25 protein-coding genes are annotated in these 23,685 nt (G+C 61.5%); 14 read left to right on the top strand and 11 right to left on the bottom strand.

From position 1 onward, the window contains the following. Nucleotides 1-25: 25 nt before the first annotated feature. Entirely contained in the window at nucleotides 26-703 is a 678-nt protein-coding gene (locus tag BLO80_RS23060) for a TetR/AcrR family transcriptional regulator (RefSeq protein ID WP_092332952.1), read from the top strand. A gap of 147 nt (nucleotides 704-850) precedes the next feature. Here BLO80_RS23060 and BLO80_RS23055 read toward each other — a convergent pair whose 3' ends face one another. The 4 genes from BLO80_RS23055 to BLO80_RS23040 all read right to left on the bottom strand — a co-directional run bounded on the left by BLO80_RS23055 (nucleotide 851) and on the right by BLO80_RS23040 (nucleotide 4,784). After that, entirely contained in the window at nucleotides 851-1,702 is an 852-nt protein-coding gene (locus BLO80_RS23055; protein ID WP_371914588.1) for a shikimate dehydrogenase, read from the bottom strand. 5 nt (nucleotides 1,703-1,707) lie between these two features. After that, nucleotides 1,708-2,148 (bottom strand): type II 3-dehydroquinate dehydratase, encoded by a 441-nt coding sequence (gene aroQ, locus BLO80_RS23050; protein ID WP_092332956.1) that lies wholly within the window; start codon nucleotides 2,146-2,148, stop codon nucleotides 1,708-1,710. A gap of 264 nt (nucleotides 2,149-2,412) precedes the next feature. Beyond that, nucleotides 2,413-3,492, bottom strand: a complete 1,080-nt coding sequence (trmA, locus tag BLO80_RS23045; RefSeq protein ID WP_072411414.1) for a tRNA (uridine(54)-C5)-methyltransferase TrmA — start codon at nucleotides 3,490-3,492, stop codon at nucleotides 2,413-2,415. Continuing rightward, nucleotides 3,489-4,784: an NCS2 family permease gene (locus tag BLO80_RS23040; protein WP_092205476.1), complete on the bottom strand. Its 1,296-nt coding sequence runs from the start codon at nucleotides 4,782-4,784 to the stop codon at nucleotides 3,489-3,491. The genes trmA and BLO80_RS23040 overlap by 4 nt, the downstream gene beginning before the upstream one ends. 204 nt (nucleotides 4,785-4,988) lie before the next feature. On the opposite strand from BLO80_RS23040, the gene BLO80_RS23035 reads away from it, so the two are divergent. Both BLO80_RS23035 and BLO80_RS23030 read left to right on the top strand, forming a co-directional pair. Further along, nucleotides 4,989-5,441: a DUF4879 domain-containing protein gene (locus BLO80_RS23035; protein ID WP_092332958.1), complete on the top strand. Its 453-nt coding sequence runs from the start codon at nucleotides 4,989-4,991 to the stop codon at nucleotides 5,439-5,441. 138 nt (nucleotides 5,442-5,579) lie between these two features. Further along, on the top strand, nucleotides 5,580-6,146 hold the full coding sequence (locus tag BLO80_RS23030) for a DJ-1 family glyoxalase III (protein WP_092332960.1): 567 nt from the start codon (nucleotides 5,580-5,582) through the stop codon (nucleotides 6,144-6,146). A gap of 6 nt (nucleotides 6,147-6,152) precedes the next feature. Here the strand turns inward: BLO80_RS23030 and BLO80_RS23025 are convergent, their stop codons facing one another. Next, nucleotides 6,153-6,440, bottom strand: coding sequence for a HigA family addiction module antitoxin (locus BLO80_RS23025; RefSeq protein ID WP_025215593.1), 288 nt, complete (start codon nucleotides 6,438-6,440; stop codon nucleotides 6,153-6,155). Nucleotides 6,441-6,454: 14 nt separating this feature from the next. Next, nucleotides 6,455-6,733, bottom strand: coding sequence for a type II toxin-antitoxin system RelE/ParE family toxin (locus tag BLO80_RS23020; protein WP_092174077.1), 279 nt, complete (start codon nucleotides 6,731-6,733; stop codon nucleotides 6,455-6,457). 203 nt (nucleotides 6,734-6,936) lie between these two features. Here BLO80_RS23020 and BLO80_RS23015 point away from each other — a divergent pair, with 203 nt between their 5' ends. The 3 genes from BLO80_RS23015 to BLO80_RS23005 are packed head-to-tail and all read left to right on the top strand — an operon-like array spanning nucleotide 6,937 to nucleotide 10,657. Beyond that, nucleotides 6,937-7,458: a (2Fe-2S)-binding protein gene (locus BLO80_RS23015; protein WP_092332962.1), complete on the top strand. Its 522-nt coding sequence runs from the start codon at nucleotides 6,937-6,939 to the stop codon at nucleotides 7,456-7,458. After that, complete coding sequence (locus tag BLO80_RS23010) at nucleotides 7,455-8,456, top strand: FAD binding domain-containing protein (protein ID WP_092332964.1); 1,002 nt, start codon at nucleotides 7,455-7,457, stop codon at nucleotides 8,454-8,456. Before BLO80_RS23015 ends, BLO80_RS23010 begins: the two co-directional genes overlap by 4 nt. Beyond that, on the top strand, nucleotides 8,456-10,657 hold the full coding sequence (locus BLO80_RS23005; protein WP_092332966.1) for a xanthine dehydrogenase family protein molybdopterin-binding subunit: 2,202 nt from the start codon (nucleotides 8,456-8,458) through the stop codon (nucleotides 10,655-10,657). Before BLO80_RS23010 ends, BLO80_RS23005 begins: the two co-directional genes overlap by 1 nt. A gap of 138 nt (nucleotides 10,658-10,795) precedes the next feature. Here BLO80_RS23005 and BLO80_RS23000 read toward each other — a convergent pair whose 3' ends face one another. Next, on the bottom strand, nucleotides 10,796-12,034 hold the full coding sequence (locus BLO80_RS23000) for an MFS transporter (RefSeq protein ID WP_092332968.1): 1,239 nt from the start codon (nucleotides 12,032-12,034) through the stop codon (nucleotides 10,796-10,798). Between the two features lie 509 nt (nucleotides 12,035-12,543). Between BLO80_RS23000 and BLO80_RS22995 the strand changes: the two genes are divergently transcribed. From BLO80_RS22995 to BLO80_RS22985, 3 genes are read left to right on the top strand one after another with little or no spacing between them, the layout of a single operon-like run. Continuing rightward, nucleotides 12,544-13,983 carry a cytochrome ubiquinol oxidase subunit I gene (locus BLO80_RS22995; RefSeq protein WP_092332970.1) on the top strand — a complete coding sequence of 480 codons (1,440 nt, stop codon included), beginning with the start codon at nucleotides 12,544-12,546 and terminating at the stop codon, nucleotides 13,981-13,983. A 3-nt stretch (nucleotides 13,984-13,986) separates the two neighbouring features. Continuing rightward, nucleotides 13,987-14,994, top strand: a complete 1,008-nt coding sequence (gene cydB, locus BLO80_RS22990) for a cytochrome d ubiquinol oxidase subunit II (RefSeq protein WP_092332972.1) — start codon at nucleotides 13,987-13,989, stop codon at nucleotides 14,992-14,994. An 11-nt stretch (nucleotides 14,995-15,005) separates the two neighbouring features. Beyond that, nucleotides 15,006-15,170, top strand: a complete 165-nt coding sequence (locus BLO80_RS22985; protein ID WP_003205785.1) for a DUF2474 domain-containing protein — start codon at nucleotides 15,006-15,008, stop codon at nucleotides 15,168-15,170. 40 nt (nucleotides 15,171-15,210) lie between these two features. Here the strand turns inward: BLO80_RS22985 and BLO80_RS22980 are convergent, their stop codons facing one another. Both BLO80_RS22980 and BLO80_RS22975 read right to left on the bottom strand, forming a co-directional pair. Then, a complete protein-coding gene (locus BLO80_RS22980; RefSeq protein WP_092332974.1) occupies nucleotides 15,211-16,350 on the bottom strand; it encodes a methyltransferase in 1,140 nt (379 codons plus the stop codon). A 176-nt stretch (nucleotides 16,351-16,526) separates the two neighbouring features. Further along, on the bottom strand, nucleotides 16,527-17,240 hold the full coding sequence (locus BLO80_RS22975) for an autoinducer binding domain-containing protein (protein ID WP_092332976.1): 714 nt from the start codon (nucleotides 17,238-17,240) through the stop codon (nucleotides 16,527-16,529). Nucleotides 17,241-17,529: 289 nt separating this feature from the next. Between BLO80_RS22975 and BLO80_RS22970 the strand changes: the two genes are divergently transcribed. After that, on the top strand, nucleotides 17,530-18,306 hold the full coding sequence (locus tag BLO80_RS22970) for a ferredoxin--NADP reductase (protein ID WP_092332978.1): 777 nt from the start codon (nucleotides 17,530-17,532) through the stop codon (nucleotides 18,304-18,306). A gap of 2 nt (nucleotides 18,307-18,308) precedes the next feature. Here BLO80_RS22970 and mscL read toward each other — a convergent pair whose 3' ends face one another. Then, the gene (mscL, locus tag BLO80_RS22965) at nucleotides 18,309-18,722 is read right to left on the bottom strand and encodes a large-conductance mechanosensitive channel protein MscL (protein WP_003205779.1); all 414 of its coding nucleotides are present in this window, start codon (nucleotides 18,720-18,722) and stop codon (nucleotides 18,309-18,311) included. 283 nt (nucleotides 18,723-19,005) lie between these two features. On the opposite strand from mscL, the gene katB reads away from it, so the two are divergent. The 3 genes from katB to radA all read left to right on the top strand — a co-directional run bounded on the left by katB (nucleotide 19,006) and on the right by radA (nucleotide 22,625). After that, a complete protein-coding gene (gene katB / locus BLO80_RS22960; RefSeq protein ID WP_092332980.1) occupies nucleotides 19,006-20,547 on the top strand; it encodes a catalase KatB in 1,542 nt (513 codons plus the stop codon). Nucleotides 20,548-20,665: 118 nt separating this feature from the next. Then, entirely contained in the window at nucleotides 20,666-21,214 is a 549-nt protein-coding gene (locus BLO80_RS22955) for an ankyrin repeat domain-containing protein (protein WP_092332990.1), read from the top strand. A 43-nt stretch (nucleotides 21,215-21,257) separates the two neighbouring features. After that, entirely contained in the window at nucleotides 21,258-22,625 is a 1,368-nt protein-coding gene (radA, locus tag BLO80_RS22950; RefSeq protein ID WP_092332982.1) for a DNA repair protein RadA, read from the top strand. Between the two features lie 9 nt (nucleotides 22,626-22,634). Here radA and BLO80_RS22945 read toward each other — a convergent pair whose 3' ends face one another. Next, nucleotides 22,635-22,991 carry a PilZ domain-containing protein gene (locus tag BLO80_RS22945; protein ID WP_092332984.1) on the bottom strand — a complete coding sequence of 119 codons (357 nt, stop codon included), beginning with the start codon at nucleotides 22,989-22,991 and terminating at the stop codon, nucleotides 22,635-22,637. A 158-nt stretch (nucleotides 22,992-23,149) separates the two neighbouring features. On the opposite strand from BLO80_RS22945, the gene BLO80_RS22940 reads away from it, so the two are divergent. Beyond that, nucleotides 23,150-23,685 (top strand): carbon starvation CstA family protein (locus tag BLO80_RS22940; RefSeq protein WP_305882516.1); only part of this gene is annotated, 536 nt, incomplete at its 3' end.

Raw genomic sequence — 23,685 nt, 5'->3', positions numbered from 1 at the left:
TGCAGTGATGGCCGTGAGCCCCGCAATGACTATGAATCCAGAGCTTTCCGCAGCGCTCGACGAACCTGTCGCCACGCCGCGCAAGAGTCGCAAGAACAACCCGGAAAAGACCCGGGAAAACATTCTTCAGGAAGCCATCGTCGAGTTCGTCCAGCAAGGCCTGGCCGGCGCCCGGGTCGATGCCATCGCCGAGCGCATCCATACTTCCAAGCGCATGATCTACTACTACTTCGGCAGCAAGGAGCAGTTGTACGTCGAGGTGCTGGAAAAACTCTACGGGGATATCCGCACCACCGAGAGCCGCTTGCACCTGGCGGAACTGGCGCCCGTTGACGCGATCCGGCGCCTGGTGGAGTTCACCTTCGACCACCACGACCGCAACGTGGGTTTCGTGCGCATCGTCTGCATCGAGAACATCCACAACGCCGAGTACGTGAAGCAGTCAGGCACGATCAAGGCGATGACCAGCACCATCCTCGATTCCCTGGGTGTGATCCTGCGTCGCGGCGCCGAAGAGGGCGTGTTCCGTGCCGGCCTCGAGCCGCTGGATATACACCTGCTGATCAGCTCGTTCTGTTTCTACCGGGTGTCCAACCGCCAGACGTTCGGTGAGATCTTTCAGATCGACCTGTCGGACGAAGCGGTCAAGCAGCGGCATCGGCGGATGGTTTGTGAGTCGGTGTTGCGCTACCTCCAGCCCTGACCCGGAACCCTTGTGGGAGCGAGCTGGTGTGGGAGCGAGCTTGCTCGCGATAGCGGTCGATCAGCCACACCGATTGCGACCGACACACCGTCATCGCGAGCAAGCTCGCTCCCACAAGTCATTCCCACAAGGGATTATCACCAGGCTTTAGTGGTTCATGCTCTGGAAGTGTTCCAGCATCCGTTGCGCATCCGGCGCCACGCCACTGAACAGTTCGAACGCCTTCACCGCCTGGAACACCGCCATATTGCCGCCATCCAGGGTGCGGCAGCCGATGGCGCGGGCGTTGCGCAGCAGTTCGGTTTCCAGTGGGAAGTAGACGATCTCCGCGACCCACAGGCTGCCCCGCAACAGCTCGACCGGCACCGGCATGCCCGGTAGTTTCGCCATGCCCATGGGCGTGGTGTTCACCAGGCCGTCGGCCTCGGCCAGGGCGGTGGGCAGGTCATGGCCGGCGCGAGCGCGGCCTGGGCCGAAGTGTTGGTTCAAGTTGTTGGCCAGCGCCTCGGCACGGCTGACCTCGACGTCAAAAATGCTCAGGATTTGCACGCCCTCCAGCAGCAGCGCATGGGCCACCGCCGCGCCGGCGCCACCAGCGCCCATCTGGACCACGCGCTGGCGCGCCACATCCCCCAGGCCACGGCGAAAACCTTCGGCGAACCCCAGGCAGTCGGTGTTGTGGCCAATGCGTTTGCCGTCCTTGAGCACCACCGTATTGACCGCGCCGATGCCGCGGGCCTCGGGCGACAACTCATCCAGCAGCGGGATGATCGCCTGCTTGCAGGGGAAGGTGATGTTCAGGCCGGTGAAGTCCATGCGTTCGGCGGCCACCAGCAAGTCAGCCAGGGCGCCGCTGTCGAGTTTCAGCGCGTCGAGGTCGATCAGCCGATAGAGGTAACGCATGCCTTGGGCATCGCCTTCCTGCTCATGCAGCGCAGGCGTGCGAGACGCCTGGATGCCCGCACCGATCAGGCCGGCCAGTACAGTGATATTCGACATGCTCATCAACCCTTCAACCGCTGACTGAAATGTTCAAGGGCCAGGCGATAACCGTGGCTGCCAAACCCGCACATCACGCCAATGGCGACGGATGAGACGAAGGAATGATGGCGGAATGTTTCGCGGGCGTGGACGTTGGACAGGTGGACTTCGATGACCGGTACTTCGCTGGCCACCAGGGCGTCGCGGATCGCCACGGAGGTGTGGGTCCAGGCCGCCGGGTTGATGACGATACCGGCGCACCGGCCCCGGGCGCCGTGAATCCAGTCCAGCAGCTCGCTTTCCTGATTGGTCTGGCGAAACTCCACCGCCAAGCCGAATTCTTCAGCGGCGTGGCCACACAGTGCCGAGATGTCGGCCAGGGTTTCATGGCCGTAGGTTGCCGGCTCGCGGGTGCCGAGCAGGTTCAGGTTCGGGCCGTTGAGCACCAGAACGATCGGAGGCATCGCAATTTCTCCACATTTTTATTGTTGGTGTCGGCGGGGTTTCAGCCGGTGGAGATAAATTGTACTAGATGGTTAATTTGGTCAAATAAAGCCGATGACGTCGGGCAATAAGTGTTCGATGATCGAACAAACTCCTCAGGGCCCGGAGATTTGGAGGCGGCAATTGTGGCGAGGGAGCTTGCTCCCGCTCGGTTGCGTAGCGACCGCAAAAGCTTGGGGCTGCTGCGCAGCCCAGCGGGAGCAAGCTCCCTCGCCACGGGTGACTTACCGCCGAGTCAACAACACCCCGGATTCCATATGATGGGTCCAAGGAAATTGATCGAACAACGCGCAGCGCGTGATGCGATGGGTGTCGTTCAGTTGCGCGATGTTCGCGGCGAGGGTGTCAGGGTTGCAGGAGATGTACAGGATATTGTCGAAGCGCCGGGTCAGCTCGCAGGTATCCGGGTCCATGCCGGCGCGAGGCGGGTCGACGAAGACGCTGCCGAATTCGTAGCTTTTCAGGTCGACGCCCTGCAGGCGGCGGAACGGTCGGACTTCGTTCAGGGCTTCGGTCAGCTCTTCGGCTGACAGGCGCACCAGCGTGACGTTATCCACAGCGTTTTCACTGAGGTTGCTCAGCGCGGCGTTCACCGAGGTCTTGCTGATTTCGGTAGCCAGCACTTTGCGCACACGGGTGGCCAGGGGCAGGGTGAAGTTGCCGTTGCCGCAGTACAACTCCAGCAGATCGTCGTTGCGCTCCCCCAATGCCTCGTAGGCCCAGTTGAGCATCTTCTGGTTCACCGTGCCGTTGGGCTGGGTGAAGGCACCTTCGGGCTGGCGATAGCTGAACGTGCGGCCGCCCACTTCGAGTTTCTCCACCACATAATCATGGCCGATCACTTCCCGCTTGCCCTTGGAGCGGCCAATGATGCTCACGCCCAGGTCGGTTGCCAGTTTCGAGGCGGCAGCGTGCCAGTGCTCGTCCAGCGGGCGGTGATAACACAGGGTAATCATCGCGTCCCCCGCCAGGGTGGTCAGGAACTCCACCTGGAACAGCTTATGGCTCAGGGGCGCGCTGGCCTGCCAGGCGGCCTTGAGTTGCGGCATCAACTGGTTGATACGCAGGCTGGCGATGGGAAATTCCTCGATGAGGATCGGCGTGCGCTTGTCGTCCTGGGAGAACATCGCGTAATGCCGTTCACCGGCCTCGCGCCACAGGCGGAACTCGGCCCGCAGGCGAAAGTTTTTCAGGGGCGAATCGAACACCGCGGGTTCCGGTGCCTCGAAAGGAGCCAGCAGGTCACGCAAGCGGGTGACCTTGTCCTGCAACTGAGCGGCGTAGGCCTGGGAATCAAAAGTCATGCGTTGAACCAACCCAACTTGATCACGAACAGGATCGACAGAATGACCAGCGCCGGGTTCAGCTCACGACCACGGCCAGACACCAGTTTGATGGCGGTCCAGGCAATGAAACCGAAGGCGATGCCGTTGGCGATGGAGTAGGTGAATGGCATCGCCAGGGCGGTGACCACCACCGGGGCGGCGACGGTGATGTCGTCCCAGTCGATTTCCGCCAGGCCCGAGGTCATCAGCACGGCGACGAACAGCAGGGCCGGCGCGGTGGCGAAAGGCGGGACGCTGGCGGCCAGTGGCGAGAAGAACAGCGCCAGCAGGAACAGGATCGCCACCACGATGGCGGTCAGGCCGGTGCGCCCGCCGGCGCTGACGCCCGCGGCCGATTCGATGTAACTGGTGGTGGTGGAGGTACCCAGCAGCGAACCGGCCATGGCGGCGGTGCTGTCGGCGATCAGCGCACGGCCCATCTTCGGCATGTGGCCGTCCTTGCCCATCAGCCCGGCGCGCTTGGCGACGCCGATCAGGGTGCCGGAGTTGTCGAACAGATCGACGAACAGGAAAGCGAAGATCACGCTCACCAGGCCGATGTCCAGGGCGCCCTTGATGTCCAGCTGCAGGAAGGTCGGGGCCAGGGACGGCGGTGCGGAGATGACGCCGCCGAACGGGGTGAAACCCATCAGGATCGAGACAAGGGTGACCGCCAGGATGCCGATCAGCACCGCGCCGCGCACTTTCAGGGCTTCGAGGGCGACGATCAGGACAAAACCCAGGGTCGCGAGGATCGGCGCCGGTTGCTTCAAGTCGCCGAGGCCGACCATGGTCGCCGGGTTTTTCACCACGATGCCGGCATTGTTCAGGGCGATCAGCGCCAGAAACAGGCCGATACCCGCGGCGATGGCCGAGCGCAGGGGGAGCGGGATGCTGTTGATGATCCACTCGCGGATGCGAAAGATCGACAGCAGGAAGAACAGCACGGCGGAGATGAACACCGCGCCCAGCGCCACTTGCCAGGTATGGCCCATGTGCAGGACCACGGTGTAGGTGAAGAAGGCATTCAGGCCCATGCCCGGTGCGAGGGCGATCGGGTAGTTGGCAATCAGGCCCATGACCGTGGAGCCAATGGCCGCCGCCAGGCAGGTGGCGACGAACACCGCGCCTTTGTCCATGCCGGTTTCGCCAAGGATGCTCGGGTTGACGAACAGGATGTAGGCCATGGCCAGGAACGTCGTGACGCCCGCCAGGATCTCGGTCCGCACGTTGGTGTTGTGTGCCTTGAGTTGAAACAGCCTTTCCAGCATGTCTGCTCCCCGTGGCGCGCCCGGCGCCGTGAATGTATCGACCTCAACAGCAAAGCACAGGTCGCCAGCGGCGCCCGGGAATTTTCTGCGGGTCGGAAAAAGCCGCGCATCATACCAGCAGCGTAGCGTTGTGGCTGCGATCGTCGTCGATGTTTTGCCAACGCGCCAAGTGGGCCATACTGCGCGCGGTTCCGGGAGGTCTCTATGCTTCAGATGAATAAAAAGCTGCTAGCGGTCGTGGGGTGCGCACTGGGCCTGTGGTTGCCCGGCCATGCCGCCCATGCCGCGTCGGCGCCGCCCTTGAGCGAGGTCAAGGTGCTCAAGGTCGAGTCGCCGGCCTGCGGCTTCGAGGACATCGTCCCGGGGCAGGCGCAGACGCGTTGCGATCACGGCCCGACGATCAAGGTCTATGTGCTGGAGGTCGGCTATGGCCGTCAACCCCATGTCACCCTGGACGGCTTTGAAGTCGACGGCACCCGCTCGCCGGTGTGCGCGTACAGCAATGGCAATCTCAATGACTGCTCCGTGCGGACCAAGGTCGTCGGCTATGTGTATATCTTCGACCTGAAGGGCAAGCAAGAGGGCACTTTCAGCTTCAGCAACCAGTCGATCAACGCACCGGGCAACCGGATGTCGACCCAGCTGTACATCAAATAGCCGCAGGCCCTTGTAGGCGCTGCCGAGCGCAGCGAGGCTGCGATCTTTCCCCCCGACGCTTGAATCCCAAGCGCATATCAAAGGATCGCAGCCTTCGGCAGCTCCTACACTACAAGCATCACCCAGCGGAGAGCGCCCATGATTCCTGGAACCAAGATCCCCCGAGCCCTGATAGCTGTCGCCGAGGGTGTCGACGACTTGCAGACGGTCACCTTGATCGACGTGCTGCGTCGAGCGCAGATCGAAACCGTGGTGGCGAGCATCGAAGGACGGCGCATGCTCACCTGCGCCCGCGGCACGCGCCTGACCGCCGACGGCATGTTGGTGGACATGCTTGTGCAGGATTTCGACCTGATCGTTCTGCCAGGTGGCATCATCGGTGCCCAACACCTGGCAAACCATCAGCCGCTGCAACAACTGATCAAGGACCAGGCCGCCACCGGACGTTTCTTCGCCGCCATCGCCGAAGCCCCGGCCCTGGCGCTACAGGCGTCCGGCGTCCTGCGTCAGCGCCGCATGACCTGCCTGCCCGCAGTGAGCCAGCAACTGTCCGGTTGCAGCTTCGTCGATCAACCCGTGGTGGTGGACGGCAACTGCATCACTGCCCAAGGCTCGGCGGCTGCCCTGGCGTTTGCCTTGACGCTGGTGGAGCAACTCTGTGGCAAGGGCGTGAGGAGCGTGGTGGCGGCAGAGTTGCTGGCCTGACGGATATCAAGCGTGCAGTGGAAAGGGTTCGATCAAGGGCTGTTCGCGCTGCTCGGCTTGCCACAAATCATAGTCCGTCTGGACGCCTAGCCAGACCCTCGCCTTGCCGATCCCGGCGCGCTCCAGGCGTACGGCCAGATCAGGGCTGACAGGCGCATGGCCATGCAATACCCGAGAGAGGTGAGGCCGTGCGAAACCCAAGTGCCGCGCCAGTTCGGTGACGGTGATGCCCAGTTCGGGCAATACATCCATCAGCAGCGTTTGGCCAGGGTGTGGCGGATTGTGCATGGGCATGTTCCAGCCTCCTGTCAGTGGTAGTCCAGATAATCGACCAGTTCGATGTCGGACCCGATGAAGCGAAAAATGATTCGCCAGTTTCCCGAAACGCTCAACGACCAGTATTGGACCCGTTCACCCCTGAGTGGATGCAGTCGCCAGCCGGGGATATCCAAGTCGTTTGGGACCTGCGCCCTGTCCATGAATTGGAGCATGCGGGCCAGGCGTTTCTCATGGTCAGCCCGGATGCCACGGGTCGAACCTGTTTCATAGAAGATCCTGAGGCCTTTGTGCTGAAAGGATTTAATCATGGAATCGAGTGTAAGGCGATACATTACACCGGGTGCGGTATTTATGTACCGCACCTGCCCGGCGAATCCGTGCATCCTGCAATTCACAAGGTTTTTGCAGTGCGTCGAAATTGCCTTGAACGCTCACCCCCACCCTGAAGTCGTACCCCTTATGACGGCGGTTTTCCAAAACGCCGCGAGTACGACCAACCGTGAGGTGTTCCATGAGCGCGACCCTGTCCGAAGCGACGCAGGCGTCCTTCGTCCGTCATCCGATCCGTCTGACCCTCAATGGCCAGGTGCGAGAGTTGCAAGTGCTGGCCTGGACCACGTTGCTGGACCTGCTGCGCGAGCAACTGGACCTGGTGGGCAGCAAGAAAGGCTGCGACCACGGCCAATGCGGTGCCTGCACGGTGCTACGCGACGGCAAGCGGATCAACGCCTGTCTTACGCTGGCCGTCATGTGCGACGGCGCCGAACTGATCACTGTCGAAGGCCTGGCCAGCGACGACCAGTTGCATCCCATGCAGCAGGCTTTTATCAAGCACGACGCGTTCCAGTGCGGTTATTGCACGCCAGGGCAGATCTGCTCCGCGGTGGGCTTGGCCAACGAGGGTCGGGCGCAGACCCCTGGGCAGATCAGCGAACTGATGAGCGGCAACCTCTGCCGCTGCGGCGCCTACACCAACATTCGCGATGCCATCGAAGAAGCGCTGCCACTTTGCCAGCAGGGAGGTGATCAATGAATCCCTTCCAATACAGCAAGCCCGACACCGTGCAGGCCGCCGTCGATTTGTCGAGCCCGGTTTCCCGCTTCATCGCCGGCGGCACCAACCTGCTGGACCTGATGAAGGAAAACATCACCCGTCCCGAGCACCTGATCGACATCACCGGATTGCCCCTGGCGGACCTCAGTGAAACCCCTTCCGGCGGGGTGATGATCGGGGCCCTGGTGAGCAATGCCGACCTGGCCTGGCACCCGTGGATCGAGCGCCGTTATCCACTGCTGGCCCAGGCCATCCTGGCGGGTGCCTCGCCCCAACTGCGCAACATGGCCAGCACCGGCGGCAACCTGCTGCAACGCACCCGTTGCTACTACTTCTATGACGCGGGCGTACCGTGCAACAAACGTCGACCTGGCAGCGGTTGCCCGGCCCGGAACGGTTTGAACCGGATCCACGCGATTTTCGGTGCCAGCGATCAATGCGTGGCCACCCATCCCTCCGACATGTGCGTGGCCTTGGCGGCCCTGGAAGCGGTGGTCCATGTCCTGGGCCGGGGTGGGGCGCGGACCATCGAGTTCGCCGACTTCCATCGCCTGCCCGGCGACGCCCCGGAGCGGGATAACCAACTGGCCGACGATGAGCTGATCACCGCTATCGAATTGCCTGCCGCCGGTTTTGCCGACCATAGCCACTACCTGAAGATCCGTGATCGCGCTTCCTACGCCTTTGCGCTGGTCTCAGTGGCGGCGGCACTGGAGCTGGACGGACCGGTGATTCGCCAGGCGCGCCTGGCCCTGGGGGGCGTGGCGCACAAACCCTGGCGCGACCGCGCCGTGGAGAACTGGCTGACCGGGCAGACCGTCAGCCGCGAAACCTTCACCGCCGCGGCCGACGCGCTGCTGCAAAACGCCGAGCCGCTGGAGCACAACGGCTTCAAAGTCAGACTGGCGCGCCGGGCGATTGTCCGTGCCTTGAGTGACGCCGCATTGGGTTGCGCACCCCAGGGAGGACACGCCTGATGAACGCTCCGAGCAAATCCATAGGGCAACCCCTCGACCGGGTCGACGGTCTGCTCAAGGTGACGGGTCAGGCCCGTTACGCCGCTGAATACCCCGAGGACGGCTTGCTGCACGGCAGCGTCGTCTCCGGCACGGTCGCCCGTGGTCGCGTAGTACGCATCGATGCGTCCCGAGCCCTGGCACTGCCCGGCGTGGTCGCGGTCATCGATCATACCAACCGGCCGAGGATTGCCAGCTACGACGAGCCCTACCAGGATGCCGATGCGGCGGACGGCTCGCCGTTCCGGCCGTTGTACAACGACCAGGTACTCTACAGCGGTCAGCCGCTGGCCTTGGTGGTGGCGGAAAACCTTGAGCTGGCCCGGTATGCCGGTTCGCTGGTGGAAATCGAATACGACGCCGAGGCGCATCAGACCGATCTGATCACCTTGCAATATGACGCCCATCCGGCACCGGCCGAACTGCCCAAGCCCCGTGGGAATTTTCAGGGTGAGTACGCCAGCTCCGCGCTCAGCGTGGATGTGTCCTACAGCACGCCGGTCGAACACCACAACCCGATGGAGCCACACGCCTCCACTGTGTTGTATCAGCCTGATGGCAGCCTGCACATCCACGACAAGACTCAAGGCACGCAGAACTGCCAAGCCTATGTGCAAAAGGTCTTCGGCCTGGAGAAAGAACAGGTGCGGGTGTTTGCCGCGTTTGTCGGCGGTGCCTTCGGTTCGGGGCTGCGCCCGCAGTATCAATTGCCGTTGGCCGTGATGGCGGCACTGGCCCTCAAGCGCTCGGTGCGGGTCAGCCTGACGCGCCAGCAGATGTTCACCTTTGGCTATCGGCCGCGAACCCTCCAGCGGGTGCAACTGGGGGCGGCGGCCAACGGTCGCTTGCTGGCTGTGGCACACACCGCTATCGGCCAGACCTCGCGTTTCGAGGACTTCACCGAACACGTGGTGGAGTGGAGCGGCATGCTTTATCACTGCGACAACGTGGCGTTGACCTATAAGTTGGTGCCGCTGGACGTCTACACGCCCTTGGACATGCGCGCGCCCGGTGCCGCCCTCGGGCTGATTGGCCTGGAATGCGCCATGGATGAATTGGCCTGTGCCCTGGCGATCGATCCGATCCAACTGCGCTTGATCAACTACACCGAACGCAACGAGAACGAAGGCAAGCCGTATTCCAGCAAGGAACTGCGTGAGTGTTATGCCCAAGGTGCCCGTCGTTTCGGCTGGGACAAGCGCAACCCGGAACCACGCAGCATGCGTGAAGGCCGGCAACTGGTGGGCTGGGGCATGGCCGGTGGCGTGTGGGAAGCCATGCAGCAGAAGGCCAGTGCCCAAGCCTCTCTGGATACGAATGGCAAGCTGACCGTCAGCAGCGCCACCACGGACATCGGCACCGGGACCTACACGGTCATGACCCAGATTGCCGCCGAGGCGTCAGGCGTTCCCCTTGAGGACGTCACGTTTGTCCTGGGGGATTCGTCGCTGCCCACTGCGCCGCTGCAGGGTGGTTCGTTCACCGTCTCGTCGGTGGGCAGCGCCGTGCAGCAGGCCTGTGAAGCGCTGAAGGAAAAACTCCTGGCCGTGGCCCGCCAGGCCTGTCCGGCCTTCGGTGGCGCGACCCTTGAGCAAGTGACGTTTGCCGATGGCCAACTGCGGCTGGGCGAAGCGAGCGTGGCGTTAGCGGAGCTGGCGCAAAAAAGTGGCGAGACGCCGTTGCAGGCCCAGGTCACCGCCGAGCCGGATGCAAAACGCCAGGCCTACGCCACGGCCACTCACTCGGCGGTGTTTGTCGAAGTGTGGGTGGATGAGGACTTGGGAACGGTGAGGGTCAACCGAGTGGTCAGCGCCATCGCCGCCGGCCGGGTCGTCAACCCGAAAACTGCCCGCAGTCAGATTCTCGGTGGCGTGGTGTGGGGCGTCGGCATGGCCCTGCACGAAGAAACCCTGACCGATCACGCCCTGGGGCGTCACATGAACCACAACCTGGCGGAGTATCACGTGCCGGTCAGCGCCGACATCGGTGACATCGAGGTGATTTTCGTCGAGGAACAGGACGAAATCGTCAATGCGCTCGGGTCCAAGGGCGTCGGCGAAATCGGCGTCGTCGGGGTGGCCGCGGCGGTGGCCAATGCGATTTACCACGCCACTGGCAAGCGAGTGCGGGACTTCCCCATCACCCTCGACAAGCTGCTCTAGGCTTTGTACGAAAGTGCCTGCGCGACGATCATGCTGCGTTGAAAACAGGCTCGGAATGCTCATTGACAGCCAGTCAACTCCGCTTCCTCGCCTGTTTTCGCCTTGCCTGATCGCCGCTTGGCGACTTTTCGTCCAAATCTAGGCTTTCGCTTCGTCCACCGGCTCGTGCATCCGATCGCGGTTGGCCAGGGTCGGGAACAGCTTGATCCAGGTCCCGGTCACCAACAGCGTGCCGACACCGCCCATGACCACCGCCGGCACCGTGCCGAACCAGTGGGCGGTGAGGCCGGATTCGAACTCGCCCAGCTGGTTCGACGCGCCGATGAACAGCCCGTTTACCGCGCTGACCCGGCCGCGCATGTCATCCGGGGTTTCCAGTTGCACGAACGAGGCACGGATCACCATGCTGATCATGTCTGCCGCACCCAGCACCACCAGCACTGCCAGGGAAAACCAGAACGAGGTGGAAAGGCCGAAGGCAATGGTGGCGACGCCGAACACGCCCACGGCGGTGAACATCACCCGGCCGACCTTGCGCTCCACGGCAAACCGCGCCAGCCACAACGACATCAGCAAGGCCCCGACCGCCGGTGCCGAACGCAACAGGCCCAGGCCCCAGGGACCGGTGAGCAGGATGTCCTTGGCGAACACCGGCAGCAGCGCCGTCGCGCCGCCGAGCAACACCGCGAACAGGTCCAGGGAGATCGCCCCGAGAATGTCCGGGCGGCTGCGAATGAAGCGAATCCCGGCCAGCAACGAATCCAGAGTCGCCTTGCCTTTGTTCAGCGGCGTCTGCCGGGCGGGCAGGTTGAGCATCAGGCAGCAGGCGATGATGTAGAGCAGTACCGTCGGCCCATAGACCCAGACGCTGCCGAAGGCGTAGAGCAAGCCGCCGAGTGCCGGAGCGACGATGGTGGCCGATTGCTGGGCCGATTGCGCGGCGGCGACGGCGCGGGGAAACAGGGCCGCCGGTACGATGCTCGGCAGCAACGCCTGGGTGGTCGGCATTTCGAAGGAGCGAGCGGCGCCAAGCAGGAAGGCGAGGATGAAGATCATCTCCCGCGTGACGTTGTCGGTGGCGCTGCCAATCGCCAGCGCCAGGGCAATCATGGCCTGTAATGACTGGCAAATGGCCGCGACCTTGCGCCGGTCATAGCGGTCCGCCACGTGCCCGGTGTGGAGCATGAACAGCACGCGCGGGGCAAACTCCACCAACCCCACCAGGCCCAGGTCCAGGACGTTGCCGGTCAGTTGATAGAGGTTCCAGCCGATGGCCACGGTGAGCATCTGGAAGCCGCTGGCGGTGAATATCCGGGCCAGCCAGAAGGCGATGAAGGGACGATGGTGACGGAGCAGCAGCGGCGCTTGGCTGGGCATCTAGGGCGGGTCCGGTGAGGAAGGCCATGAGATTATCGCCGAGGTGTAACTGGAAATTACGTCCGCTGGAAAAAATAGTTAGCCAAACATCTACTTTTGGAACTCTATGGCCCAGGGGCATGGCGGAACTGTGGCGAGGGAGCTCGCTCCCGCTGGGCCGCGAAGCGGTCCCAAGAAAGGCGACTGCTGCAGTCGAGCGGGAGCAAGCTCCCTCGCCACGGGATACCGTATGCCTTCAAAACAACGGGGCCGATGCTGGCACCCCACACTGAGACAACCTGTCACGCGACAAAAGACCACGCCGTCCATCGGCAATATTGCGACTACTCTTTGAACATTGCTTGATCCAGATCAATACCCTTCGAGGCGTTGGGCTGGCGGCCGTCCGGCCAGAGTCCTGCGGTGTGACGGTTATAAAAAGAACGATTTGAAATGCATCGCACTCCATATCCCTGGGGGCCGATGCTACTCCCCGCCCGCAGCCGGTTTTACCTGACAGAGGAAGACTTATGTTCGGTTTGGAGGCGCTCGATCTCGCCCGAATCCAGTTCGCGTTCACGATCTCGTTCCACATCCTGTTCCCGGCCATCACCATCGGCCTGGCGAGTTACCTGGCGGTGCTCGAGGGGCTGTGGCTCAAGACCCGCGATGACACCTACCGCGACCTGTACCACTTCTGGTCGAAAATCTTTGCCGTCAACTTCGGCATGGGGGTGGTGTCCGGGTTGGTCATGGCCTATCAGTTCGGGACCAACTGGAGCCGCTTTTCGGACTTCGCCGGCGCGGTGACCGGCCCCTTGCTGACCTACGAGGTGCTCACGGCGTTCTTCCTCGAAGCAGGTTTCCTGGGTGTGATGTTGTTTGGCTGGAACCGCGTCGGCCGTGGCCTGCACTTCTTTTCCACGGTCATGGTGGCGATCGGCACTCTGATCTCGACCTTCTGGATCCTGTCCTCCAACAGCTGGATGCAGACTCCCCAGGGCTACGAAATCATCGATGGCCGGGTGATCCCGGTGGACTGGCTGGCGGTGGTGTTCAACCCCTCGTTTCCTTATCGATTGCTGCACATGTCCACCGCGGCGTTTGTCGCCACGGCGTTTTTCGTCGGCTCGTCGGCGGCCTGGCATTTGCTGCGCGGCCGCGACACCCCGGCGATCCGCCGGATGCTGTCGATGGCGATGTGGATGGCACTGCTGGTGGCGCCGATACAAGCGGTCATCGGCGACTTCCATGGCCTGAACACCCTCAAGCATCAACCGGCGAAAATCGCCGCCATTGAGGGCCACTGGGAAAACGTTGGCAACGAACCGACCCCACTGATCCTGTTCGGCCTGCCGGACATGAAGGAGGAACGGACCAAGTTCGCTGTGGAGATTCCCTACCTGGGCAGCCTGATCCTGACCCACAGCCTGGACAAACAGGTGCCGGCCCTCAAGGAGTTTCCACCTGAAGACCGGCCCAATTCGACCATCGTATTCTGGTCGTTCCGGGTCATGGTCGGCCTGGGCCTGCTGATGATCTTCACTGGCCTGTGCAGCCTGTGGTTGCGCCGCAACGACCGGCTCTATCAGTCCAGGCCGTTCCTGCACATGGTGCTGTGGATGGGACCGTCCGGCCTGATCGCGATACTGGCGGGTTGGTTCACCACGGAAATCGGCCGCCAGCCCTGGGTGGTCTACGGCTTGATGCGCACCGCCGATGCTTCGTCCGGCCATAGCTTCGCGCAGATGAGTATCACCCTGGTGTTGTTCGTCGTGGTGTATTTCGCCCTGTTCGGTGCAGGCCTGAGCTACATGATGCGCCTGGTACGCAAGGGGCCGGAGGCTCACGAAGCCGAACCGACCGATGGCGGGCCCGGCCAGAAACGCACCCCGGCCCGGCCATTGTCGGCCGCCAACGAAGGCGACGACGAAGTGGACCACAACGACCGCTCGAACAAGGGGAATTGAGTCATGGGTATTGATCTTCCGCTGATCTGGGCCGTGGTCATCATCTTCGGCATCATGATGTACGTGATCATGGACGGTTTCGACCTGGGGATTGGCATCCTCTTCCCCTTCGTCAAGGGCGAGCGCGACCGTGATGTCATGATGAACACCGTGGCACCGGTCTGGGACGGTAACGAAACCTGGCTGGTGCTGGGCGGTGCCGGGCTGTTCGGGGCGTTTCCGCTGGCCTACTCGGTGGTGCTGTCGGCGCTGTACCTGCCGTTGATCCTGATGCTCATCGGCCTGATCTTCCGCGGCGTGGCCTTCGAGTTCCGCTTCAAGGCCAAGGCCGAGAAGCGCCACCTCTGGGACAAGGCGTTCATTGGCGGTTCGCTGACGGCCACCTTCTTCCAGGGCGTGGCGCTGGGGGCGTTCATTGACGGCTTTGAAGTGGTCAATCGCCAGTTCGCCGGCGGTTCCCTGGACTGGTTCACGCCATTCACGGTGTTCTGTGGTTTGGCGTTGATCGCGGCCTACGCGTTGCTCGGCTGCACCTGGCTGATCATGAAGACCGAAGGCAAGTTGCAAGAGCAGATGCATGACCTGGCCCGGCCGCTGGCGCTCGTGGTGCTGGCCGTGATCGGTATCGTCAGCATCTGGACGCCGCTGGCCCACGCGGACATCGCGGCCCGCTGGTTCACCTTGCCGAACCTGTTCTGGTTCCTGCCGGTGCCGATCCTGGTGCTGGTGACCATGTACGGTTTGTTCCGCGCGGTGGCCCGCAATGCCAACTACACGCCCTTCATCCTGACCCTGGTGCTGATCTTCCTCGGCTACAGCGGCTTGGGCATCAGCCTGTGGCCGAACATCGTGCCACCGTCCATCTCGATCTGGGACGCCTCGTCACCGCCCCAGAGCCAAGGTTTCATGCTGGTGGGCACGCTGTTCATCATTCCGTTGATCCTGGTGTACACCTTCTGGAGCTACTACGTGTTCCGCGGCAAGGTGACCCACGACGACGGCTACCATTGAGGGCTTCGAGCATGGCCAAACCGGACTTGAAAGACATCGAGGCCGCCGAGCGCAAGCCGCTCTGGCAGCGGCTCGGCTGGCTGGCGTTGATCTGGGCTGGCAGTGTGCTGGCGTTGTTCATCGTCGCCAGCCTGATGCGGATGTTCATGAATGCCGCGGGGCTGACCACCCACTGATTTTCCTGCGGGAGCGAGCTTCGCTCCCGCAGCGGACGGTCTATTTGCGGGCTTTGAGAATGACGAATTTCGGCGTGGCGGCCACTTGCTCGACGCCTCGGAACAACCGCGCCAGTTTGCTGTGGTAGCCCAGGTGCCGGTTGCCGACGATGTACAGCGCGCCGCCCACCACCAACGCTTCGCGAGCCTGCTGAAACATCCGCCAGGCGAGGAAGTCGCCCACCACTTGCTGCTGGTGGAAGGGCGGGTTGCACAACACCACATCCAGTGACTGCGCTTCTTGTCCGGCCAGGCCATCGCCGGCCCGGATCGTCACTTCGCGTTCGCCGAGGGCCGCACGCCAGTTCTCTGCTGCCGATTGCACGGCCATATACGACTCGTCCACCAGGGTGTAGCGGGCCTCGGGGTTTTGCAGGGCACTGGCGATGGCCAGCACGCCATTGCCGCAGCCCAGATCCGCGACCCGGGCCGTGCCGAGGTTTTTCGGCAAATGTGGCAGGAACGCTCGCGTGCCGATGTCCAGACCTTCGCGGCAGAACACGTTGGCGTGGTTGAGCAGTTCGATTTTCGGCTCGTCCAGCCAGTAGCGCGTGGGGTAGGGCGACACGACCGGCGTACTGCCGGGTGAAGAGGCGGTGGACGGTGTGGCGATCAACAGCCGCGCTTTCTTCACCGCCAGGGAGGCTTGCACCGGGCCGATGTAACGCTCCAGCAAATCGCCGGCGGCCCGAGGCAGGTGCTTGATCATGGCCCCGGCGATCACCTGGGCGCCCGGCGCCAGTTGGCCTTGCAGGCGAATCAGTTGTTCCTCCAGCAGGGCCAGGGTTTTCGGTACTTTGATCAGGACGCGATCGAACGGGCCGGTCAACGGTTCGCTGGCGGGCAGCGTTGGCACGGCATCGAAGGGCCGGCCATTGCGCACCAGGTTTTTCTCCAGTGCCTGCAATGCCAGAAAAGAATCACCGCTGCTGGTCACCAGGACGTTGCCGGCCAGGCTGGCGGCCAGGGCGCCGAAGCCGTCATTGAGCACCAGGACCCGAGTCTGCGCGGCCGGTTGTTGTTCGGCCAGATACGCGAGCAGGTATTCATCGGCCGCATCGAAGGCTTGCAGCGGTTCGTTCTGCTGTTCGGGTTGGCGGATCAGGTCGAGTTGGGCGAAAGGGCTGTCAAACAGGGGCATGGCTGGGGACTCTGGAAATCAACGAATGTCCCGCTGCCTGGAGGTGTCTGTGCGGGACCACCTGAATGAACTGCGTCGCGTGTAAAAAGCGGCATCATTCAAGAGGGTCCGTAAATGGTACGTTTTTTTGTTGCACATTACTCGGGGGTTTTCAGCTCGGCAGTGCCGCGCCACGGTCAGATCACATGGATATGGGCAGCCTTGGCCACCGCCGAAATTTTATTGCTGACGTTCAGTTTTCGCATGCAACTGCATACATGGAAATTCACGGTTCGTTCGGAAAGGCAGAGAATCCTGCCCACTTCCGAGGCCGTCTTGCCTTCGGCCGACCATCTCAGTACCTCGATTTCTCTCGGCGACAAGTGATAGTTCTGCTTGACTGCGATGCTGTCAGACAGTTTTTTGCTGGCGAGCGTATGCAGCTTTTGACTGGCGAAGATGGCGTAGCCGAGATTGCCATAGTGTTCCTCGATATCAATGGGGCAATGGGTTCGTGCAAGGCTGAACAGGCTGCATTGTGTCCCTTGGTCGTCATGAACGGCCTGGGTCCAGCCGTACTTGAGCCCCTGTCGATTAAGTTCTCGCCATAACTTGGGGGCCTGAGCGAAAACAGTCTCATCCCACAAGATCGGGAGCGGTGATTGATTGCAATGTGCTACTAATGGATCGTTTGACGCATAACCGTTTTGTTCATAAAGCCGGTCCCACCCATAAGGATAGTTATTCAGATTCACCTTGCTGGTGTGTTTGTCGGGGCTTCCGAGATAGGCTGCAAATGCGCAATATTCAAATCCCTGATTGTTAAAGAAATTCAATGCCAGACGATACGCCGCCTGCAGGTCTTTTTCACAGGATAGCTTCCTCAGTAACAAGTCCTTCCACCTGTCCATCGCTCTCTCCTGGGTTTGATTCGTCAATCGGATCCAATCCATGATGCGAAATTTTAGTGTAGGACTATTCCTAACTTGCAGTGGTTTTTTTTTAGTTCGCTTACATTTTGAAATATTTAAGGGGATAATTTTTATTTGGTTGGTTTTACATGTCTGTAACTTTGTATAAGTTCGGTGAAAGATTTATCAATGAAGGCGGCGACTGTAGCTAAAATGCCATTACTTGTTGTCGGTGGTGAAGACGCTCGCTTTGCGGGACACTGCACGTCTTGTCCCCTAGGAGTGGCTCATGACCGACAGCGCAGAGAAGTTCACCCGCCAAACCTTGCTCGATGTCCAGCCAGTGACGTCTCATTTGTTTACGTTACGCACGACCCGGGATCGTGGCTTTCGCTTCCGGGCGGGCCAGTTCGCCCGGCTGGGCGTCGCCAAGGCGGACGGCACCACCGTCTGGCGGGCGTATTCCATGGTGTCGTCGCCCTTCGACGAGTTTCTCGAATTCTTTTCCATCGTGGTTCCCGAGGGCGAGTTCACCAGTGAACTCAGCCGCTTGCAACCGGGTGACGAACTGTTGGTGGATCGCCAGGCTTTTGGCTACCTGACGCTGGACCGCTTCGTCGATGGCCGGGATTTATGGTTGCTGTCCACGGGGACGGGCGTGGCGCCGTTTCTTTCGATCCTCCAGGATTTCGAGGCCTGGGAAAAATTCGAGCGGATCATCCTGGTGTACAGCGTGCGCGAGGCGCGGGAGCTGGCGTATCAGGACCTGATCAAGGAACTGCCCCAGCGCGACTACCTGGCCGAGTACGCTCACAAGTTTCGTTTCATTGCGACCGTCACCCGTGAGCAGCACCCGGGGGCGCTCAGTGGGCGCATTACCACGTTGATCGACAACGGCGAGCTGGAGCGCGCGGCCGGTGTAGCACTGACACCGGAGCATTCGCGGGTGATGCTGTGTGGCAACCCGCAAATGATCGACGACACGCGCAAGCTGCTCAAGGCCAGGGGCCTGCAACTGAGCCTGACCCGTCGTCCGGGCCAGGTGGCGGTGGAAAACTACTGGTAGGCTCAGGGCCGCTCGTTCTGAGCCTTGAGCAGGTCGCGAATCTCACTCAGCAGCAGCTCTTCCTTGGTCGGAACCGGGGGCGCGCTGGGGGCTACGGCTTCCTCACGCTTGAGGCGGTTGATGGCCTTGACGCCCATGAAAATGGCGAACGCCACGATGATGAAGTCTATGGTGCTCTGAATGAATTTACCGTAGGCCAGCACCACGGCAGGCGCATCACCCTGGGCGGCCTTGAGGGTGATGGCCAGGTCACTGAAATCCACGCCACCGATCAGCAGGCCGATCGGCGGCATGACCACATCGCCGACGAATGACGAAACGATTTTGCCGAAAGCGGCGCCGATGATGATCCCGACGGCCATGTCGACGACATTGCCTTTGACCGCGAAGGCCTTGAACTCGCTTAGCACGCCCATGAGTTATTCCTTGTAACGGATGAAAGATGAGTGGCAGTGTAAATCAGCCCAACGAGTCCTGCTCGAAACGCCTGCTTACAAAGCTTCAGTTATCGACCGGGGCTCGGATGAAAAGTTTACAAAGTGCCATCAATCGCGCGTGATACGCGGTTTCGGCCCGGGGGCCCTATAACGTTTTTTCTATCGGTACGGTACGGCATTTCTATTTAGGTTTTTCTTTCCCCGGCACTAGCCTCTGGATGGCGCACATGGATGCGCTCTATAACATCAGAGGAACATGCCTATGAACACTTCCCTTGGCCACGGGGCTTATTCCCATCGCCGCGCTCTTTTTGTGCTGACCGCGAGCCTTCTATCCTTGTCTGTCAACGCGGCCACCCTGACCCGGGACAACGGTGCGGCGGTCGGTGATAACCAGAATTCGCAGACGGCAGGTCCCAACGGTCCGACCCTGCTGCAAGACGTGCAGTTGATCCAGAAGCTCCAGCGCTTCGATCGTGAACGCATCCCCGAGCGCGTGGTGCATGCCCGTGGTACCGGCGCCCACGGCACATTCACGGTGTCCGACGATCTCAGCGACCTGACCAAGGCCAAGGTCTTTGCCGCAGGTCAGGTCACTCCGGTGTTCGTGCGTTTTTCTGCCGTGGTGCACGGTAATCATTCGCCGGAAACCCTGCGCGACCCCCGTGGCTTCGCCACGAAGTTCTACACCGCCGACGGTAACTGGGACTTGGTGGGCAACAACTTCCCGACTTTCTTCATTCGCGATGCCATCAAGTTTCCGGACATGGTCCATGCGTTCAAACCCGATCCGCGGACCAACCTGGACGATGATTCACGGCGTTTCGATTTCTTCTCCCATGTTCCAGAATCGACCCGTACCCTGACCGAGTTGTATTCCAACTCCGGCACACCGGCCAGTTACCGTGAAATGGATGGTAACGGTGTACATGCCTACAAGCTGATTAACGCCAAGGGTGACGTTCATTACGTGAAGTTTCATTGGAAAAGTTTGCAGGGCTTGAAAAATCTCGATCCGAAAGAAGTTGTGAAAGTTCAAGGCCAGGATTACAGCCATATGACCAATGATCTGGTGAGTCATATTAATAAGGGCGACTTCCCGAAGTGGGACTTGTACGTCCAGGTGCTCAATCCGCAAGACCTTGCCAAGTTCGACTTCGACCCATTGGACGCGACCAAGATCTGGCCGGGCGTGCCTGAGCGCAAGGTCGGGCAAATGGTCTTGAACCGCAATCCGGCGAATGTCTTCCAGGAAACCGAGCAGGTGGCGATGGCGCCAGCGAATCTGGTGCCAGGCATCGAGCCGTCCGAGGACCGTCTGCTCCAGGGGCGGGTGTTTTCCTATGCCGATACGCAGATGTACCGCCTAGGCGCCAATGCCCTGCAATTGCCGATCAACGCCCCCAAGGTGGCGGTGAACAACGGTAACCAGGACGGTGCGATGAACCCAGGCAGCACCAGCACCGGCGTGAATTACCAGCCGAGCCGCCTGACGCCTCGTGAAGAACCGCAGGCGGCACGCTACAGCCAGACCGCGCTGAGTGGCAGCACCCAGCAGGCGAAAATCCAGCGCGAGCAGAACTTCAAGCAGGCCGGTGATTTGTATCGTTCGTTCAGCAAGAAAGAACGTGATGACCTGATCGAAAGCTTTGGTGGCTCTTTGGCGACCACTGATGACGAGAGCAAACACATCATCCTGTCGTTCCTCTACAAGGCCGATCCTGAATACGGCACTGGCGTGGCCCGTGTCGCCAAAGGTGACTTGGCCCGGGTCAAGGCTCTGGCGGAAAAACTGACTGACTGATCCAACTGTGGGAGCGAGCTTGCTCGCGATTCAGGCGACTCGGTCTGGCTGTGCACCGCAGCGTCTGCATCGCGAACAAGCTCGCTCCCACAGTCTTGAGTCATGGGGAGACGTCATGATGGGTAAATTCTTTTTGTCGATGCTTGCGACCTGGTCACTGACCGTACTGGCCGATCAACCAATACCCACCGAACCGGCTGCGGTCCAGGAACAGTTGCAAAACTATTATTTCGACGCCGCTCGCCGGGGCGATGTGCCGATGCTCGATACGTTTATCGAGGCCGGTTATTCGCTGGATACCCGAGATGAGAAGGGCTACACCGCGCTGATTCTGGCGGCTTATCACGGCCACGCTCCGGCGGTGGAGCGTTTGCTGGCCGCAGGGGCCGACGCTTGTGCCCAGGACAAACGTGGCAATACGGCGCTGATGGGCGCCATTTTCAAGGGCGAAGTGCAGATTGCCCGTCGCTTGCTGTCCACCGATTGCAGCCCGGACCAACGCAACGGTGCCGGACAGACCGCCGCGATGTATGCCGGGCTGTTCAAGCGCACCGAATTGCTCGACGCCTTGAAGGCCAAGGGGGCGGATCTGCAGGCCCAGGACCCATTGGGTAATACCGCAATGGATCTGGCCAAGGGCGAAATCAGAATGCCGGCCCCGCGCTAGCCACTGCCTGGGCTATCATCGCGTTTTTTACCCCGGAGTTCAGATGGCCAAGGCAAAGCGCATGTACGGCTGCACCGAGTGCGGTTCGACCTTTCCCAAATGGGCCGGCCAATGCAGCGAATGCGGGGCCTGGAACACCCTGACCGAAACCATGGTGGAAAGCGGCGGCGCGGCGGCCCCCACCGGGCGCACGGGCTGGGCCGGTCAGCAGGCGCAGATCAAGACCCTGGCTGAAGTCAGCGTTGAAGAAGTCCCGCGATTTTCCACCGCGTCCGGTGAACTGGACCGGGTGCTGGGCGGCGGCCTGGTGGACGGTTCGGTGGTGCTGATCGGTGGGGACCCGGGCATCGGCAAATCCACCATCCTGCTGCAAACCTTGTGCAACCTCGCCACCCGCATGCCGGCGCTGTACGTCACTGGCGAAGAGTCCCAGCAGCAGGTCGCCATGCGCGCACGGCGCCTGGGCTTGCCCCAGGACCAGTTGCGGGTCATGACCGAGACCTGCATCGAAACCATCATCGCCACGGCGCGCGTGGAAAAGCCCAAGGTGATGGTGATCGACTCGATCCAGACCATTTTCACCGAACAGCTGCAATCGGCCCCGGGCGGCGTGTCCCAGGTGCGAGAAAGCGCGGCGTTGCTGGTGCGCTACGCCAAGCAGAGCGGCACGGCGATTTTCCTGGTGGGCCACGTCACCAAGGAAGGTGCGTTGGCGGGACCGCGGGTGTTGGAGCACATGGTCGATACCGTGTTGTACTTCGAAGGCGAATCCGATGGTCGCCTGCGTTTGCTCCGGGCGGTGAAGAACCGCTTTGGTGCCGTCAATGAATTGGGCGTGTTCGGCATGACCGACAGGGGCCTGAAAGAAGTCTCGAATCCTTCGGCGATCTTTCTGACGCGTGCCCAGGAAGAAGTGCCGGGCAGCGTGGTCATGGCGACCTGGGAAGGCACCCGGCCAATGCTGGTGGAAGTGCAAGCACTGGTGGATGACAGTCACCTGGCGAACCCGCGGCGGGTCACTTTGGGCCTGGACCAGAATCGGCTGGCCATGCTGTTGGCGGTGTTGCATCGACATGGCGGGATTCCGACTCACGACCAGGACGTTTTTCTCAACGTGGTCGGTGGGGTCAAGGTGCTGGAAACTGCCTCCGACCTGGCGCTGATGGCGGCGGTCATGTCCAGCCTGCGCAATCGACCGCTGCCCCATGATCTGCTGGTGTTCGGCGAAGTAGGGCTGTCGGGGGAAGTCCGGCCGGTGCCCAGTGGCCAGGAGCGGCTCAAGGAAGCGGCCAAGCATGGCTTCAAGCGCGCCATCGTGCCCAAGGGCAATGCACCGAAGGAAGCGCCGCCGGGGTTGCAGATCATTGCGGTGACACGCCTGGAGCAGGCGTTGGATGCGTTGTTCGAGTAACCCGCTGATTCAAACCTGGATCAACGCCGCGAATTCCCGCTCCAGTTCGTCATGATCGGCCAGGTTCAGCTCCACCAGTCGGCGCAAGTGTGCGATGGAGTCCAGGTCGATGTGCTCGCAGACAAAGCCCAGGTGGCCGTGATCGTCGTGGGTGAGCCTGACTTCCATCTTCACCTCGACCTCATTGCTCAGATGGATGTCGGCCATGAAGGTGTTCTTGGCGTTGCCCAGCCAGGGCTGGGGTTTTTCGATCAGCAGGCCCTTGAGGGACAGGTCCAGCAGTTTCACCGGCCAGGTGAATGAGCCCTGGGTCAGCTCGGTCTTGGCATGGAACTCTATTCGTACGAAGCGGCGGCGTTCGCTCATTACGCTTTCCCTCTGAAGATGTAATGACTATAGACCCTACTGGCCGGTCATCGTCACCGTTCGGCCGGTGACAGACGAATGTCGAGTATGGCCTTTGCCCGGGTTAGCGCTAAACTCCAATGGCTACCTTTCTTGTCCACCCTGGCTGGAATATAAAAATGAAAAACAATAATAGCCTGCTGCGCCATCTGCCCTGGCTACTGCTGGCCGTCGTAGGAGCATGCGCCCTGGGCGTCGTGGCCATGCGCCGCGGTGAACCCATCAACGCCCTCTGGATCGTCGTCGCCGCCGTGGCCATCTACCTGGTCGCCTACCGCTACTACAGCCTCTTCATCGCCAACAACGTGATGCAACTCGATGCGCGCCGGGCCACCCCCGCCGTGCTCAACAACGATGGCCTGGACTATGTCCCGACCAACAAACACATCCTTTTCGGCCACCACTTCGCGGCCATTGCCGGTGCGGGGCCGCTGGTCGGGCCGGTGCTGGCGGCGCAGATGGGCTACCTGCCCGGCACGCTCTGGCTGATCGCCGGCGTGGTGCTGGCCGGTGCGGTGCAGGATTTCATGGTCCTGTTCCTGTCCACCCGCCGCAACGGTCGCTCCCTGGGCGACATGGTGCGCGAGGAAATGGGCCGCATCCCTGGCACCATCGCGCTGTTCGGCTGCTTCCTGATCATGATCATCATCCTCGC

It is taken from the genome of Pseudomonas sp. NFACC56-3 (assembly GCF_900100025.1).
Classification (GTDB): Bacteria; Pseudomonadota; Gammaproteobacteria; order Pseudomonadales; family Pseudomonadaceae; genus Aquipseudomonas; species Aquipseudomonas fluorescens_AA.
This window is presented reverse-complemented; position numbering and strand designations above follow the sequence as displayed.

What these genes read in the sequence shown, in the direction of transcription:
- BLO80_RS23060 (WP_092332952.1), top strand. Translation starts at nt 26, where the DNA reads ATGACTATGAATCCAGAGCTTTCCGCAGCGCTCGACGAACCTGTCGCC.
- BLO80_RS23055 (WP_371914588.1), bottom strand. Translation starts at nt 1,702, where the DNA reads ATGTCGAATATCACTGTACTGGCCGGCCTGATCGGTGCGGGCATCCAG.
- aroQ (WP_092332956.1), bottom strand. Translation starts at nt 2,148, where the DNA reads ATGCCTCCGATCGTTCTGGTGCTCAACGGCCCGAACCTGAACCTGCTC.
- trmA (WP_072411414.1), bottom strand. Translation starts at nt 3,492, where the DNA reads ATGACTTTTGATTCCCAGGCCTACGCCGCTCAGTTGCAGGACAAGGTC.
- BLO80_RS23040 (WP_092205476.1), bottom strand. Translation starts at nt 4,784, where the DNA reads ATGCTGGAAAGGCTGTTTCAACTCAAGGCACACAACACCAACGTGCGG.
- BLO80_RS23035 (WP_092332958.1), top strand. Translation starts at nt 4,989, where the DNA reads ATGCTTCAGATGAATAAAAAGCTGCTAGCGGTCGTGGGGTGCGCACTG.
- BLO80_RS23030 (WP_092332960.1), top strand. Translation starts at nt 5,580, where the DNA reads ATGATTCCTGGAACCAAGATCCCCCGAGCCCTGATAGCTGTCGCCGAG.
- BLO80_RS23025 (WP_025215593.1), bottom strand. Translation starts at nt 6,440, where the DNA reads ATGCCCATGCACAATCCGCCACACCCTGGCCAAACGCTGCTGATGGAT.
- BLO80_RS23020 (WP_092174077.1), bottom strand. Translation starts at nt 6,733, where the DNA reads ATGATTAAATCCTTTCAGCACAAAGGCCTCAGGATCTTCTATGAAACA.
- BLO80_RS23015 (WP_092332962.1), top strand. Translation starts at nt 6,937, where the DNA reads ATGAGCGCGACCCTGTCCGAAGCGACGCAGGCGTCCTTCGTCCGTCAT.
- BLO80_RS23010 (WP_092332964.1), top strand. Translation starts at nt 7,455, where the DNA reads ATGAATCCCTTCCAATACAGCAAGCCCGACACCGTGCAGGCCGCCGTC.
- BLO80_RS23005 (WP_092332966.1), top strand. Translation starts at nt 8,456, where the DNA reads ATGAACGCTCCGAGCAAATCCATAGGGCAACCCCTCGACCGGGTCGAC.
- BLO80_RS23000 (WP_092332968.1), bottom strand. Translation starts at nt 12,034, where the DNA reads ATGCCCAGCCAAGCGCCGCTGCTGCTCCGTCACCATCGTCCCTTCATC.
- BLO80_RS22995 (WP_092332970.1), top strand. Translation starts at nt 12,544, where the DNA reads ATGTTCGGTTTGGAGGCGCTCGATCTCGCCCGAATCCAGTTCGCGTTC.
- cydB (WP_092332972.1), top strand. Translation starts at nt 13,987, where the DNA reads ATGGGTATTGATCTTCCGCTGATCTGGGCCGTGGTCATCATCTTCGGC.
- BLO80_RS22985 (WP_003205785.1), top strand. Translation starts at nt 15,006, where the DNA reads ATGGCCAAACCGGACTTGAAAGACATCGAGGCCGCCGAGCGCAAGCCG.
- BLO80_RS22980 (WP_092332974.1), bottom strand. Translation starts at nt 16,350, where the DNA reads ATGCCCCTGTTTGACAGCCCTTTCGCCCAACTCGACCTGATCCGCCAA.
- BLO80_RS22975 (WP_092332976.1), bottom strand. Translation starts at nt 17,240, where the DNA reads ATGGACAGGTGGAAGGACTTGTTACTGAGGAAGCTATCCTGTGAAAAA.
- BLO80_RS22970 (WP_092332978.1), top strand. Translation starts at nt 17,530, where the DNA reads ATGACCGACAGCGCAGAGAAGTTCACCCGCCAAACCTTGCTCGATGTC.
- mscL (WP_003205779.1), bottom strand. Translation starts at nt 18,722, where the DNA reads ATGGGCGTGCTAAGCGAGTTCAAGGCCTTCGCGGTCAAAGGCAATGTC.
- katB (WP_092332980.1), top strand. Translation starts at nt 19,006, where the DNA reads ATGAACACTTCCCTTGGCCACGGGGCTTATTCCCATCGCCGCGCTCTT.
- BLO80_RS22955 (WP_092332990.1), top strand. Translation starts at nt 20,666, where the DNA reads ATGGGTAAATTCTTTTTGTCGATGCTTGCGACCTGGTCACTGACCGTA.
- radA (WP_092332982.1), top strand. Translation starts at nt 21,258, where the DNA reads ATGGCCAAGGCAAAGCGCATGTACGGCTGCACCGAGTGCGGTTCGACC.
- BLO80_RS22945 (WP_092332984.1), bottom strand. Translation starts at nt 22,991, where the DNA reads ATGAGCGAACGCCGCCGCTTCGTACGAATAGAGTTCCATGCCAAGACC.